12 protein-coding genes are annotated in these 14,779 nt (G+C 37.4%); 5 read left to right on the top strand and 7 right to left on the bottom strand.

What is annotated here, in order from left to right; genetic code table 11:
- Positions 1 to 36: 36 nt before the first annotated feature.
- Together ESZ36_RS18265 and ESZ36_RS18260 are read right to left on the bottom strand one after the other, a co-directional pair.
- Positions 37 to 855 (bottom strand): hypothetical protein, encoded by an 819-nt coding sequence (locus ESZ36_RS18265; RefSeq protein WP_146790529.1) that lies wholly within the window; start codon positions 853 to 855, stop codon positions 37 to 39.
- 84 nt (positions 856 to 939) lie between these two features.
- Positions 940 to 2,211, bottom strand: coding sequence for an O-acetylhomoserine aminocarboxypropyltransferase/cysteine synthase family protein (locus ESZ36_RS18260; RefSeq protein WP_146790527.1), 1,272 nt, complete (start codon positions 2,209 to 2,211; stop codon positions 940 to 942).
- 540 nt (positions 2,212 to 2,751) lie between these two features.
- Here ESZ36_RS18260 and ESZ36_RS22580 point away from each other — a divergent pair.
- Together ESZ36_RS22580 and ESZ36_RS18255 are read left to right on the top strand one after the other, a co-directional pair.
- Entirely contained in the window at positions 2,752 to 2,892 is a 141-nt protein-coding gene (locus tag ESZ36_RS22580; RefSeq protein ID WP_170235881.1) for a hypothetical protein, read from the top strand.
- Between the two features lie 363 nt (positions 2,893 to 3,255).
- On the top strand, positions 3,256 to 4,236 hold the full coding sequence (locus tag ESZ36_RS18255) for a helix-turn-helix domain-containing protein (RefSeq protein ID WP_146790525.1): 981 nt from the start codon (positions 3,256 to 3,258) through the stop codon (positions 4,234 to 4,236).
- 237 nt (positions 4,237 to 4,473) lie between these two features.
- On the opposite strand, the gene ESZ36_RS18250 is transcribed toward ESZ36_RS18255, so the two are convergent.
- The 5 genes from ESZ36_RS18250 to ESZ36_RS18230 form a co-directional block, all read right to left on the bottom strand.
- Positions 4,474 to 4,971 (bottom strand): GNAT family N-acetyltransferase, encoded by a 498-nt coding sequence (locus ESZ36_RS18250; protein ID WP_146790523.1) that lies wholly within the window; start codon positions 4,969 to 4,971, stop codon positions 4,474 to 4,476.
- A 50-nt stretch (positions 4,972 to 5,021) separates the two neighbouring features.
- Positions 5,022 to 5,735 (bottom strand): ZIP family metal transporter, encoded by a 714-nt coding sequence (locus tag ESZ36_RS18245; RefSeq protein WP_146790521.1) that lies wholly within the window; start codon positions 5,733 to 5,735, stop codon positions 5,022 to 5,024.
- Between the two features lie 55 nt (positions 5,736 to 5,790).
- Positions 5,791 to 6,159, bottom strand: coding sequence for a tautomerase family protein (locus ESZ36_RS18240; protein ID WP_146790519.1), 369 nt, complete (start codon positions 6,157 to 6,159; stop codon positions 5,791 to 5,793).
- A gap of 119 nt (positions 6,160 to 6,278) precedes the next feature.
- Positions 6,279 to 6,869, bottom strand: a complete 591-nt coding sequence (locus tag ESZ36_RS18235) for a DUF2238 domain-containing protein (protein ID WP_146790517.1) — start codon at positions 6,867 to 6,869, stop codon at positions 6,279 to 6,281.
- Between the two features lie 140 nt (positions 6,870 to 7,009).
- Complete coding sequence (locus ESZ36_RS18230) at positions 7,010 to 7,327, bottom strand: antibiotic biosynthesis monooxygenase family protein (protein ID WP_146790515.1); 318 nt, start codon at positions 7,325 to 7,327, stop codon at positions 7,010 to 7,012.
- 207 nt (positions 7,328 to 7,534) lie between these two features.
- On the opposite strand from ESZ36_RS18230, the gene ESZ36_RS18225 reads away from it, so the two are divergent.
- From ESZ36_RS18225 to ESZ36_RS18215, 3 genes are all read left to right on the top strand, one after another.
- Positions 7,535 to 8,824, top strand: coding sequence for a MipA/OmpV family protein (locus tag ESZ36_RS18225; RefSeq protein ID WP_146790513.1), 1,290 nt, complete (start codon positions 7,535 to 7,537; stop codon positions 8,822 to 8,824).
- A gap of 154 nt (positions 8,825 to 8,978) precedes the next feature.
- Positions 8,979 to 10,808, top strand: coding sequence for an autotransporter assembly complex protein TamA (locus ESZ36_RS18220; protein ID WP_146790511.1), 1,830 nt, complete (start codon positions 8,979 to 8,981; stop codon positions 10,806 to 10,808).
- Complete coding sequence (locus ESZ36_RS18215) at positions 10,805 to 14,731, top strand: translocation/assembly module TamB domain-containing protein (RefSeq protein WP_146790509.1); 3,927 nt, start codon at positions 10,805 to 10,807, stop codon at positions 14,729 to 14,731. Before ESZ36_RS18220 ends, ESZ36_RS18215 begins: the two co-directional genes overlap by 4 nt.
- The last annotated feature ends 48 nt before the right edge of the window (positions 14,732 to 14,779 follow it).

Here is a 14,779-nt window from a genome sequence, read left to right as displayed (position 1 = left end):
GTTCATAACACCACGATAATGTCTAAAAAACTGTGGTTAGGAGACTGAGTTATAGCAGCCCTTTTTACGCCAAACTGCAAGACGGCCTATATGAATTAGTAAACACTGTGAGCCAATATAGAGTGACCAATTTACATATTTCGCTTCAGGAAAGAAGCCTTCCCCACCATTGCCGTAAATCCAAAACTGGCCAATAACCCCATCAGCAACCGCAGCTAACACAAGGCCAATTGAAACAAGACAAACGCCAAGTTTTATCACTGAGTTACGAAACGCAGTGAATAAGATGAATCCACTTATACCGACAAGCGTAATGAGCACAGCATAACTACCCGTTACAATGGAAACGTGTGATCCAGTACCTGACAGATGCATAGAATAAAAGGATGCTACGCCCACTAAAGATCCGATACCCCCCCAAATAAACAGTATTTTGGGTTTGATGTCATTGGCGATAACAAGCCAGCAAGCAACCGTAAGAAATAAAGCGTAACCTGGACCAAAGAAAGTAACTGAATCAGCAAGATAATCATGCTTTACAATGCCGCCATAGCGATAGTATGTCTGCGGTAAATTAAAATTAACCACATCTCCACAAACACACAAAGCTAAAGCAACAAGAGTAATCCAGGCGATAACCCGATGTGATGTTTCTGTGGAATGACGATATACCCAATTTTTCATGGCATAACAATTTGCCAGAAGAGCAAACAGCACTGCGCTTTCAATAGACAGGATAACAAAACGCTCATTTCCGGTAATAGACCAAAATCCAGCAAGGCCACCAATAGATTCTATCGTGGCAACAACCCATATAATGAGTGACGTAACAAGATATCTGTCTATAAGATTCATTGAGTAATATCGATTGAAAATGTCATGTAATAGTAGCCAAACGTACAAAAAAGACGCGCATTAACGCGTCATTTTTGCTTGTTGTTATACTTTATCTAAGGCTTGGCTAACATCAGCAATAATATCGTCGATGTGCTCGATACCAACAGATATTCTGATCAAATCAGAGCTGACTCCTGCAGCAGCAAGTTCTTTTTCGTTTAATTGTCTATGCGTTGTAGAAGCAGGATGACAAGCAAGAGATTTTGCATCACCTATATTTACTAGGCGAAGTATCATTTCAAGCGCATCAATAAATTTGGTGCCTGATTCAATTCCGCCAGTAATACCAAAACTTAAAATGCCAGAAGCTTTACCTGAAGTGATCTTTTCGCAGTTCGCACGATAAGGGCTTTCAGGTAATGCAGCATAATTAACCCACTCAACTTTACTATGCTGTTGAAGATATGCAGCAAGTTTTTCCGCATTCTCGCAATGGCGATCCATACGTAAACCAAGCGTTTCAAGACCTTGTAAAATTTGAAAAGAATTCATTGGCGATATTGCAGCGCCCGTATTTCTTAATGGCCCTACACGACAGCGACCTATGTAAGCTGCAGCGCCTAACGCTTCTGTGTATACCACGCCATGGTAAGCAGGATCAGGCTCATTAAGTACAGGGAAACGTTCTTTATTGGCTACCCAATCGAACTTACCAGAATCGATGATTACACCACCAATTGAAGTACCATGACCACCAATATACTTAGTGAGTGAATGCACAACAATATCAGCACCTAATTCAAACGGACGACATAAGTAAGGTGTAGCCACTGTATTATCTACGATTAACGGCACACCATGTTTATGAGCAATCTCTGCCAAGCGAGAAATGTCTACTACATTACCGGCAGGGTTACCGATAGACTCACAAAAGATGGCTTTAGTCTTTTCATCAATTGATTTCTCAAATCCTTCGAAATCATCATGTTTAACCATGCGAGATTCAATACCTTGCTTAGGTAATGCATGGGCGAATAGGTTATAAGTACCGCCATAAAGCTCACTAGTACTAACAATATTATCACCCGTTTCACAAATACACTGCAATGCGTAAGTAATTGCAGCCATACCTGAAGCAACACAAACAGCGCCTATACCACCTTCCATTGCCGCTATACGTTTTTCCAATACATCAGTGGTAGGATTCATAATGCGTGTATAGATATTACCCTGCACTTTCAGGTCAAATAAATCTGCACCGTGCTGAGTATCATCAAAGGTATAAGAAGTTGTTTGGTAAATAGGAACTGCAGCCGCTTTCGTTGTATCTTCGGATTTATAGCCTTCGTGTAACGCTATTGATTCTAGTTTCATTACGTTTCTTTCCATGGTTAAGTTTAAATTCGTATTTGTATTTAACAACAAAATGCCAGTCTAAAGGGCTATAAATAGTTGGTTATAATATTGAACTGAGAAAAAACCAACTATATTTTGTCTGTTTAATGTCCGTATGGAAAATAATTCATCACTTAATAATTCTGTTTGAATTTTTCACATACCGTGAGGCGACATTGTGATGGCCTACTTTTATTTGCAACCAAAACGCTTTATGCGAGAACTCGATTAGTTGCAGTGCCTTTATTGAGCTATTAATAACAACAATTAACGCTGTATTATTCGCCAAAAACTACGCGAAAATACGTAACTTTGCCACAAGTCAAAATATCAAAGCAGAGTCAGCTTATTATGAATAGCATAAATAATCAAAATGAAATTAACATCGATGATAAAACAGTGCATATCAACCAGTATTTAATGCAGGCTGTTCGATATTTATTTCACTATTAAAAACATTTAAAGTGTTACAAAAGCAAAAAAGATGCTTTTTATTAATGATTTACTTAAAAGAAAAATATGATTGAAGAAACTGATGTCAATAGAACACTCTGTCCTGGATTAGGTAAAATCAATATTGATATTAATAAAATATCCCCTAACTTTACTAACAATCAGATGACTAAACTGAATATTAAACGTAAAAAAGTAAATAATTAACCTAATAAAGACCAGTCTAATAACAATATTTTAACAGGAAATATTTACTACTCATTTAAGTTCTAAGAAAGCTACCGATGTAAACACGATAGCTAACTCAAGATACGACTAAATGAACTGATTTATTGACCCGTTTGGCATAAATAGTGTGGAAGTTGACAGTTTATTAGTGGTTTGAGATTATGATTAGATTAGACTTTTCAAATGAAAAAATTCACTTTCTAGCACCGAATAAATAGGTGGATTTAACTAAATAGTCTGCATTGCAACCGCTGGTTGACAAATTAACAACTGGACTTGCTGGTCTGCAACTGCCTGATTTCCTAAGCTTACCGCTCAACAACAGATGAAGGAATAAACTTTGTGATATTAGCAGATAAGATTATCAGATTAAGAAAACAGTGTGGCTGGTCGCAGGAAGAACTGGCTGAAAAAATGAATGTTTCCAGGCAGTCAGTCTCTAAATGGGAAAGTGCTAACAGCATACCTGATTTAAATAGAATAATTACGTTAGCGGAAATTTTTGACGTTTCAACTGACTTTCTACTAAAGGATGATATTGAAGCATTTGATTCCCTCAAGGAGGCTATTGAGTCTGGTATAACCCAAATTACCTTAGAACAATCATTAAAGTATATTGAGAATAAGGTAGAAGTGGCTAGTTTAGTCACCAAGGGGGTTGTACTTTGTGTATGCTCAGTTGTACCACTCTTTTTCTTTTTGGCAATGGCTGAAACAAATAAATTAAATCTGACAAGCGATGTTGCCGCAGCGATAGGAGTTGTATGCATATTAGTCATGGTCTCTATTGCTATAAGCTTTTTTATTAGAACCAACCAATATGAGAGTGATATCTCTGTGATAGAAAATGAGACATTTGAATTAGCCTATGGTGTGCACAGCGTTTTTAAAGAAAAATTACAAAAATTCAGAAATACCTATAATCTACGATTATCTGTTGGTATATCCATGTTCATCGTCAGCTCTGTACCGCTGATATTTGTCAGCATGTTTTTCGGTGGGTCAGATATAATTTTAATGATGTTAATTGTGCTGCTCCTCATAATAGCAACAGGAATATACATTGTGGCTCCTGTTTCAGCTGAATATGGCGCCTATAACAATATTCTGAAAGACAGTTGTACAGAGACAGAAAAAAGTAAACATACAAAACGTGCAGAGAAGCTTGCAGCTTTCTACTGGCCTTTATTAGTTGCCATATATCTTGGCTGGAGCTTATGGACTATGGATTGGGGTGTAACTTGGATTGTTTGGCCTGTAGGGTCTGTGCTTTTCGCAGCACTAGTTGGATTAATGGAGTTGCTGGATAAAGAAAACTCTTAAAGTCCATTTTATGGCTAATTTCAGCGAGAAGCGGAAGGATAGTGATCATCTCTGCTAGCTACCACTTAGTGCAGTGAACAACCTTTTAATAAAAAGGTTGTTCACATCAAAGTAACCAATTGAATCATCAAATAACCTGAAAAGTGACTACTGTCACCCCGTTGTAGACATTTCTGGTAAGCACTAAATAATGCTTATCAGTCCTTATAACGCGACCACCCCACTTTATGTCACATACTAGTCAGCATCAACTTCTTCTTTATAGATTTTAAAACCACGCGCTTTATAATTTTGCAAAGCACTCTGGTGGTCAAGGCTACAGGTATGCAACCAAACACGTTTTACATCAGGCAGTGACCATGCTGATTTAATGGCACAAGTCAGAAAATAGCCGCCAAAACCTTTGCCAATAAAGTCTTTTGCCAAGCCAAAGTACATGATTTCCACATCACCTGATGAAGTATTTTGTAGTTCAAAATAGCCTGCAATAGCTCCTCGATAATAGGCTACATAAGTACTGACCATTGGACTCTCAGCATAAGTTTTCCATGAATCATCACTATGGGAAAGTTTATCAGTCCATTCCCATGGCTCTCCCACATATTGATATAGAAAACGATTGAACCGAAAATTCTTAATTTCAACTTCTGTAACGGTTAAACCTCGAACATCCGGCTTGGGGTTTACTTCATTTAGAGTGTTCATTTCAAGATAATAAATAATGACTTCAGACATCTGTTAACCTTTTTAAGTAACGAAATACAACCAACACTAATAAGTGCTCATTATGTTGTAAACATAAATCCAAGCATGCCAAGCACAAAGCCTAGTACTGCGCCCATTGGTGGAGCCCAGTGTTTTTCTAGTTTCACTTGAGGAGCTAAATCTTGGAAGATAGAATAGAGAATACCGCCTGAGGCAAAAAGCATGATCGCTGCAATGACTGCTGGGTAATCTGATAACCATAAATAGCCAGAGATACCAGAAATTGGGCCAAGTAACGCCATTAACGTAAACATAATGATGATTTTTCTCGGTTTATAAACCGCTGTAGTACTCAATTCTCGATAAGCGCTAAAGCCCTCAGGCACGTTTTGAAGTGCAATTAATCCAGCAAGTAAATAAGCGCTACTATCTCCCGTAGCAAATGCCGCGCCCAACGCAATTGATTCTGGAATAAAGTCTGAGAGCATTGCTGCAAGTTGACTCGCTGGGGTATCAATTTTTTTAAGATAAATATCAAGGAACATAAAACTAAGTCCCCCGACGATAAACCAAAAACATACCGATAATGGATCAAGCGTAGCCATGCCTTCAGGTACCAAAACTAGCGCAACAGCTGACAATAACGCCCCGCCCCCAAACGCCATGACACTGTGCCTAAATTCTTCTTCAATCCATTTTTCTTTGATACTTTCAAAGTGTGCAATGGCAGCACCTAAAGGCATAGCTAAACCAGCTACTAAGGTTGAAACGATAACGGTTAGTAATAAATACATGTGCTCATCCGTATTGAAGTAAAGCGGCCATTTAAAGGCAGGTAATGGTTGGAATTTAACTGGTTACGTTGTCAGCCATACACTGGAGGCTGTCTCCTTCAACACTATGAACATTTGTAGTGTAGTAATTCAAACTGTATTCAATGTTTAACGAAAAATATAAGCTTTGTTTCAAGTGAGCTTTTATTACCTTCTCTATTTCAGCACTTAACATCTGCGTAAATGCTTTATCTCGGTGCGGCTTTGTTAATAAAGAGACGGTAACAAGCATATGAGAGTATTTATATTGAGAGCAAGGATATGCTCTTGATTTGCATTCGCCTGCACTCATGTCTTTTTTATTGATGACCTCTTCTACAGCATTAAAGATTTTATTCGTATCGAACTCTAAATTATCAGAATATTTAATTTCTACATGAGGCATATGAGTAATTCCTTAAGCGCATAATCTTAATAAAGGGAAAAAATTGATCATTAAATATAGAAAACAATAAAACTGAATTACTACTAATACACTACTATGTATCTACTAGCAGTCTCAATTTAATTGCCGGTTACTTTTTTTAATTGGCGATTATGAATTTTTGATAATAACAGTAATGAAAAAATGGCACCTAACAAAGCTAAGCCCATATCTGACTGAGTATCCCACACATAACCTTGTGTTCCTAAAAAGGCTTCAGCATCTTCGCCAGACATCAACGCAACCCACCATTCAATTAATTCATAGAAAGCACTGAATGCTAAACAAATAGAAACAATAATAACATTTCGCCAAACGTTACCATTGACGACATTTTTACGGATTAAGATTTCTCTCGCTAATAACGCAGGCACAAAACCTTGGAATAAATGGCCAACTTTGTCGTAATTATTACGTTCCGCACCGAATAATCCATCAAAAAAAGGCACTTCAGCGTAGGTATAATGACCGCCAATCATTAACACAATGCAATGTAATAAGATGAAGAAATATAGCATTGAAGTAAGTCGAAACGAATTGTACGTTACCAGTAATAAAACCCCAGCTATTAACGCAGGGAGTACTTCAAGAAACCAAGTGAACTGATCTTTAGGGGATATTCCCGACCAAATCAAAACAGTTATAAATATAACAATCCATAAAGACTTAATGATTAGATACTCCTTATAACGGTAACGTCCACCGAAGAAAACAACTCACTGAATTTCTTCAGTTTAAAATATTGTTAATCACTTTTAAACAAAAATATAGTTCATAACAGAATGGTTTATTCATTGAAATAATTTACCACTTAAATACCGTAATCTCGTTCTACTTTTGAAATACGCACTTTAAAAGAATCATACCAGGCCTCTCGACCTGTCTTTTGAGCTGCTAAATGTTCAGAGTTCGCCTTCCAAACTTTAATGGAATCAAGATCTGCCCAATAAGATACTGTGATACCAACCTCTTCTCTTGCTGATTCCACCCCCAAAAATCCTGATTGCTGCTGTGCTAGTTCAACCATTCTATTGGCCATTTCACCATAACCATTATCCCCTTCAGTCCGTGTAGAAGTGAAAATAACAGCAAAGTATGGAGGTTTAGGTGTATTCGCGATCAATGACATTGTTGCTCCTAGGTAAATTATTTTGCCCCAATAGGGCTAATGTTAATTAAAAATTGTTAGCTAACTTTAGCGATAGCATACAAAAAGAACTAAATATAATATGAGTTAGCGAGTGCTGATGTGACTTACTTCACATTAATTCAAACGGGTTCTCACTATACTGCTAACATAAATGGTGTAAACCCCATTGATTTTAGAGAAGTAATTATGCGCTTAATCATCTCATTAATTTTATTGTCATTCAGTATGAATATATTTGCTAAATCTAATGCTGAAGAAAAACCATGGGGTTTAGGATTACTGGTTAGGAGTGCGAACATTCCATTTGCTGCCGAGGACGATAAGGTTAACAGTATCGTACCTATGATGTTTTATGAAGGTGATACTTTTTTTCTACGCGGCATTGAGGGTGGTGGTCACTTGTTAAAAAGAGCGGATTGGGAACTTAATGCCCTAGGACGTCTGCGCTTTGTCGATATTCCTACTGAATACCAAAATGAAACACAAGCAGATACCTTTGATTTTGGTTTTCAATGGCGTAAAAACACCAGTGACAAGCACCATTTTGATGTGGAAATCTTTAGTGATCTTGACGGTAAACCGTATGCTAACTTCAGCAGTAGCTGGTACTTTCAATACGATAGCTGGGAATTTATGCCGAAGATTTCAGCGCGGTATAAAAGTGCTGAGTTTAATAGTTATTATTATGCCTTGAGTGAATTAACAGATGAACGCATTGGTGCGGGTATTGATGTAAACGCAACTATTGAATCAAGATACCATGTAATTTCAAACTTATACTTCATCGGTTCACTTGGTCTAACTGGATTAGATAATAATGCTTATCAAAGTACTATTGTTGATAAGCGCTGGCAAAGTGAGGCTTATCTCGGGGTTGCGTTTTTTAATGATAAAACTAAAAGTAAAAAAAATACACTCAATAATGGTAGTTACCTGCGCGTTGCACACGGCTGGGCAACCCCATCAAATATTGGCGATATTCTCGCGGGCGATACTGAAAAAGACGAATTTAACAACCAACTCACTTCTGTTTTCTATGGTTTACCGCTAACCGATGAATTATTTAGTTTACCCATTGAATTGTATCTAATAACCGGTTTGGCTTGGCACTGGAAATCTGATGTTCAAGATAGCGAACAAGAATATCAAATTGGAATCAAAGCTTTCTACACCATCCATTGGCCGGTCCGATGGCGCGTAGGTTTTGCCGAAGGGTTATCATATATCTCTGATGTAACTTATATTGAGAGAACTGAGATGGAAGAAAAAGGTTATAGTCCAAGTAAACTTATGAACGCAATAGATTTTTCTATAGATATAAATTTAGGTGATATTTTTAATGTTCATGCCTTAAAAGCTACTTGGCTTGGTTATGGCATTCACCATCGCTCTTCTATATTTGAATCGGCTTCACAATTTGGTCGTATTAAAGGGGGCAGTAATTACAACACGGTTTATCTGCAATTTGCTTTTTAACAACTAATTGATGGAAACTTGATTTTAGTACAGTCTTTAAAAACACTTTATGGCAACACCGGGCGTTTTCTTATTCCCATAGTCAGAATGACATTTATAGCGTAAAATTTACCATTCTTTCAGTATTAAATTCTTCAGGAATAACGTCTTTTCAATGACTTTGAACATTCCACATTATCTCGACACTCTATCAAGGATTTTTAAACCAAAAATCAGACTGTTAGCCGTATCGTTCTTGTCTTTATTTTTCACCGATGTCGCTTTTGCAAGCAATTTAACGGTGACTCTTGATGGCGAACTAGCAAAGGCAGTTGAAAAAAACATCTATTCATATTTAGGTACTTTGCCTGAATCTGATTTAGAACGCTCTGCATTTATCTATTCTGCCAAAGAAAATTCCTTCAAGGCTCTAAATTCATTAGGTTATTACCAAGCAGACATTGAAGTTGCTGTTGAAAAAGATCCCTGGAAACTACTACTGATAATCAAATTAAACGAGCCAACCTTACTTGATAATATCAAGGTCAATATAACAGGCGCTGCGCAAAACGATCCGGCTTTTATTACCTTACTTAATGATATGGACATTCACCATGGCGATAAACTTCATCACGGTAAATATGAAACTATAAAATCTGACTTATTGTCCTTAGCGCTTCAACGTGGTTACTTTAACGGGAGCTTAGTAGACAGTAATATAACCATCAAACAAGGTTATCATTATGCAAACATCAACATTACTTATAAAAGTGGTCCAAGGTATCGCTTTGGTGAGGTAAATTTCAATGATTTTGATCTAAAACCTCAGTTATTAGAGAGTATGATCCCTTTCAATAAGGGGGATTTTTATAATACCCATGATTTTCATAAATTACAGCAACAACTTCAATCGACTCAGTACTTTAGTAACGTGCAGGCACTGCCTGCCGAGAAAGCTGAAGATAAAGTAAATGATGATTACACCATTCCTATTAATGTGACGCTGACCCCTGCAAAAAGTCATCAATTTGATTTTGGTATAGGTTATGCCACCGATACTAAGTTTCGCCTTTCCGCTGGCTGGCGTACACCGCTTATCAATAAATATGGCCACTTTCAAGAAACAAAAATTGAATACTCCTCGATCAATCCTACTGGTAACTTTATTTACAGTATCCCGTTAGGTCACCCGACTGAAGACCTCCTACAATTTAAAATTACGGTCGAAGATGATGAATACCCTGATTTAACGTCAAAAGTTTATTCTGCTCAAATCGGTCGGGTGCTCAGCAAGGATGACTGGAATAGACAAATCTATACCCGATTTCATCAGGAAGCATGGGAGTATAACTTGGACGAAGTCAAGCCTAATATTGATTGGTCTGATAAGGACAATGTTCAATACATTATCCCCGGTATTATTTGGTCTAGAACCATTCGTTCAGGCTCTGCTTTGGATCCAAGTTCGGGCTTTAGACAAATATATAATATAGAAGGAGCGCACTTAAAAGCAGGTTCTGACAATAGCTTTTTTAGAATTCACGGACGATGGAATTACATTACTACGTTAAAACCAAAGCATCGTTTAGTTACCCGCGCGGAATTAGGCGCTATTTACATTGATAGAGACGCCGAATTAGCCCCTTCATTACGATTTTATGCTGGTGGGGATCAGAGTATTCGTGGATTTTCCTATCAGTCCATTGGTTCTACCGTGCCTTCATCATCTGACCCTGAAAACTCTACTCAAGTGGTCGTTGGCGGTACTCGGTTGATGGTAGCAAGCATTGAATATCAATATTATCTTACCAATAAATGGCGTATAGCCTTTTTTTCCGATGGCGGCAGTGTGACAAATAAGGGTGAATTTAATCCGGTCTATTCATTTGGCTCAGGTATACATTACCTGACGCCTGTTGGCGCAGTTAAATTTGATTACGCTTATGGTATTGACGGCGATAAGAAGAATGGGCGTATTCATATTAGTTTAGGTGCTGAGTTATGATGTGGCGCAGAATTAGTTTAGTGGTATCTAAGTACTTGGCAATATCACTTTGCTTTATCACCGTACTCGTTACTACTCCTTGGGGCACAAATATCACCTTAACATTACTCAATAATATTGATGGTGTTACGATTGACTATAACAGCGGAGCTTTAGTACGAGATGTTCGATTAAACTCATTTCAGTTGCAGTTAGATAACCTTGATATTAGGGTAAATGGCTTATCAACTGAGATTAACTTTGCTTGTGTCTGGAATAAAACCTTATGTATTAAATCAGCAAAAGCTGACTATTTCTCTTTACGTTACTTGTCTGACGATGAGAGTGAGGAGCAAGTTTCATCAGTAAATAATACCGCATCTCAACTTTTTGAAATGCCCTTTTCAATTAACGCTGATTCTGTTGAGCTTAAAGAAAGTCTGATAGTTATCAATGATACTGAGATCACAATTGAGCAATTTATTACACAATTGTCGATCAGTAAAAGTGAGTTTAACTTCTTACAACCCAGAGCAAAGCAGCTGACGTTATTACTCGTTGGAGAAGAACAAACAACGCCTGTTACCAAACAGAGTACAACTTCATTAGTTAATAATACTTTTACTCAGTTACCGGAAATTAATCTACCTATTTCGCTGAATATTGACCAATTACAACTTGAGACGTTGGCTGTAGACACTTTGACTGTAAACACTAAGGTTCAGCCAAAACATAATACTTCAAAAGACAATGACCAAAAAAATTATTCACTTTGGCTTTCAAGCAATAATCAACTAAGCGCTACTTGGATTAATACCGATGTAAATATCAGCCAATTTAAAACCACCACATCAGCGTTCTCTATCAACCAATTAACTGCTGAGGCAAAGCTACTACCGCCCTACCAGCTTACAACTCAATTAGAGAGCCAACTGCACAAGGTGGCATGGTGGTCAGAAATTGATAACAGTACTCAACAATTATCAATACAAGGCTCATTTGAAGATTTAACATTTGATGTGATCAGCAAAGGTAACTTAGCGCTTAAAAGCCAAGGTAATATTAACTTCATTGATGAAGCCATGCCGTTTAATCTAACCATGGACGCTCAGAAAATCCCAACACCTTTATCATTAACTGAGTATGGTGAATATTCCTCATTGTTGTTATCACTCTCGGGTAATGTAAAAGAACAAACGATGGATTTAAGCAGTCAGATTAAAGGTTATGGCTATAACAATGCAAAAGTGAAACTCAAAGCGAGCTACCTTAATAATCACGCTACTATTGATGAGTTTATTTTTAACGATGAAGATTCAGTAAGCCAATTACATTTAGCCGGTGATATAGGTTTAGTACCCGACCATATTAGTTGGCAGTTATCAGCTCAATCAACTGGTTTTACCTTGCCTGAAATAAACATACCGGCTTTATCAAAGTTAGGCACAAGTAAAGAACAAGTAGATGTGTTGACAGAGAACCTACCTGATTTAATTACTGGCAGATTACAAGGCAGCATCAACAGTCATGGTGCATGGTCAGAAAAATCATGGTCTGTCTCGCTGAATGATACCGACATTTCAGGAAATATAAATACACTAGACTTAATCATCAAAGCAGATATTGGTTTAAATCAATTAGGTAATTTACAACCAGGTAAACTGTTTATCGACTTCAATAATAGTGCCTTAACACTGCAAGCCTCGGATAGCGATTTTTGGGATATTAAGGGGAAATTAACGGTAGACAATATTAACCAGTGGCATCAAGAGATAACTGGCAGCATTTCTAGTGATTTTTCAATTACTGGAGCGCAAGACAATCCTACGGTTAACCTACAAAGTCAGTTAACCCAGTTAAATTTTCAACAATGGTATAGTGATTCGTTAGCAATTGAAGCGAGCTATCAACCATTGAGTGATCACGACATCCAATTAGCAGTAAAGAATAAGCAATTGGATTGGGTCAACGAATCTACACGTTATCGTATTGAAAACATCCTATTTGATGTAACAGGCAATGCGAGTGATCATCATGTAAAAGCTCAGTGGTTAGGTGATTTTGCAGGTGCAATTGCCCTGTCTGGTCATTGGGATGAGGAATTTACTCTATGGCAAAGTATTATTGAGCAAAGTGCATTAACCTATAAAAATATTACCCTTGAAAATGATAAAGATTTCGATGTTAATTTCGATTTAACCAAACAAGAAAGTATGGTAGCAAGTCATTGTTGGCAAGGTGAAGGGTTTGGTCTTTGTTTGCCGCATCAAGTGAACCTTGGTAGTGCTGGTGATGTTGCCCTTAAATTGAAGATTGATCTTGCTGCCATTGACGAATTATTCTTACCAAAAGACACTGAAATAATTAGTGAAATTGACAGTGATATCCAGATCAAATGGTCTCCCCAGCAACCTATCGCAGCAAAGGCGCGCTTTGACATGTCGCCGGGTTATTTAAAAGTGAGTGATGATTTTGGCGAGCATGTGTTGTCACAGTGGTCGCAAGGTTTGTTTGCTTTGACTGTTGATGAAAAGCAATTAACGAGTACGTTAGCGTTAATCGCGACTAATAACCTCCCCTTAGTAGAGGTTAATACAACCGTTGATTTCATTGACGATCGTTTTATTGATGATAGTTTGGTTAGTAATTCCGAAGCCGACTCTTCTTTTACTGATTCCACGGTAAATGCACAAATATCATTGAATCAAATAAATTTATTACCTTTCCAAGGCATTTTAACAGACGTGATTACTTTACAAGGTAAAGTAACAGCAGATATATCGATTGATGGCACACTTGGCTCTCCTTTGTTTAATGGTGATATAGCACTAACTAAAGGAAAATTTCGATTACTACAAAATGCCAACACCCTAGAAAATATATCCTCCTCAGTCATCATTAACAATAATCACGCAACACTGGACGCTGACTTCTATCTCGCCGATAAACAGGCAAAAGTACAGGGAAATATATCATGGCAAAATAGTTTGTCGATGAATGTAGATTTAACAGGCGACGCGTTGCCGTTAGTTTTTCCTCCACAATTAGTGATGAGCATTTCACCCACGTTAAATTTTTCACTGGTAGAAAAAGCATTAACCATTAGTGGAAATATTGACGTTGTCGACGGTACGTTTAATATTGAGAAACTGCCTGAAAGCAGCGTTTCATTGAGTGATGATGTTATTATTCTTGATCAATATGGCAAAGCGGTTGTCAAAAAATCTTCTGGTTTTGATATAAAAACTGACATCAGCGTTAATATCAAACCCGCCTTTGAAATATCAGGCCAAGGATTATCAAGCCACTTATTCGGTCAATTGCAAATTAGCCAACAAGAGAAAAATCCGTTCCAGCTGTTTGGCAATATACAATCGTCTGATGGTACTTTTCAAGCGTATGGTCAAAAACTTAAAATAGAAAAAGGAGAGTTCACCTTCAACGGGCCAATGGATAATCCTTATTTTAATCTACGTGCCAGTAGACACATTAAATCTGAGGATATTGATGTCGGCATTCGGGTAACCGGATTAGCCAACGCATTAAATATGGAGCTTTTCTCAACCCCAACAATGGAAATGCCTGAAATTTTATCTTATCTAGTCAGAGGAAGAGGTTTAGATGCAGGGGCAGAAAAAAGTACCGTTGCAGCCAGTTTATTGGTTGGCTTTGGCGCGACCAATAGCGCTGGATTATTTGACCAAATAGAAAAAATACCACTGATTAGTAATATAGCAGTTGATACTGAAGGTGAAGGCGATCAAATTCAAGCAACGGTTAGTGGTTATGTTGGCAATAGAGTTTATTTAAAATACGGTATTGGCGTATATGAACCCATTAACGAACTCACAGTGAGAATGTTCATTTTAAATCGATTTTGGTTAGAAATTGTCAGTGGTATTGAGCAATCAACGGATCTTTATTATTCCTTCTACATTGATTAATACACGGAAATAGATGTTGTTGATTCTGCCACTTAATCTTCATAAAAC

Source organism: Colwellia demingiae (assembly GCF_007954275.1).
GTDB classification, from domain to species: Bacteria; Pseudomonadota; Gammaproteobacteria; order Enterobacterales; family Alteromonadaceae; genus Colwellia; species Colwellia demingiae.
The sequence above is the reverse complement of the archived record's forward strand: the minus strand, read 5'-3'. Positions and strand labels throughout refer to the sequence as shown.

What these genes read in the sequence shown, in the direction of transcription:
- ESZ36_RS18265 (WP_146790529.1), bottom strand. Translation starts at nt 855, where the DNA reads ATGAATCTTATAGACAGATATCTTGTTACGTCACTCATTATATGGGTT.
- ESZ36_RS18260 (WP_146790527.1), bottom strand. Translation starts at nt 2,211, where the DNA reads ATGAAACTAGAATCAATAGCGTTACACGAAGGCTATAAATCCGAAGAT.
- ESZ36_RS22580 (WP_170235881.1), top strand. Translation starts at nt 2,752, where the DNA reads ATGATTGAAGAAACTGATGTCAATAGAACACTCTGTCCTGGATTAGGT.
- ESZ36_RS18250 (WP_146790523.1), bottom strand. Translation starts at nt 4,971, where the DNA reads ATGTCTGAAGTCATTATTTATTATCTTGAAATGAACACTCTAAATGAA.
- ESZ36_RS18245 (WP_146790521.1), bottom strand. Translation starts at nt 5,735, where the DNA reads ATGTATTTATTACTAACCGTTATCGTTTCAACCTTAGTAGCTGGTTTA.
- ESZ36_RS18240 (WP_146790519.1), bottom strand. Translation starts at nt 6,159, where the DNA reads ATGCCTCATGTAGAAATTAAATATTCTGATAATTTAGAGTTCGATACG.
- ESZ36_RS18230 (WP_146790515.1), bottom strand. Translation starts at nt 7,327, where the DNA reads ATGTCATTGATCGCGAATACACCTAAACCTCCATACTTTGCTGTTATT.
- ESZ36_RS18225 (WP_146790513.1), top strand. Translation starts at nt 7,535, where the DNA reads ATGCGCTTAATCATCTCATTAATTTTATTGTCATTCAGTATGAATATA.
- ESZ36_RS18220 (WP_146790511.1), top strand. Translation starts at nt 8,979, where the DNA reads ATGACTTTGAACATTCCACATTATCTCGACACTCTATCAAGGATTTTT.
- ESZ36_RS18215 (WP_146790509.1), top strand. Translation starts at nt 10,805, where the DNA reads ATGATGTGGCGCAGAATTAGTTTAGTGGTATCTAAGTACTTGGCAATA.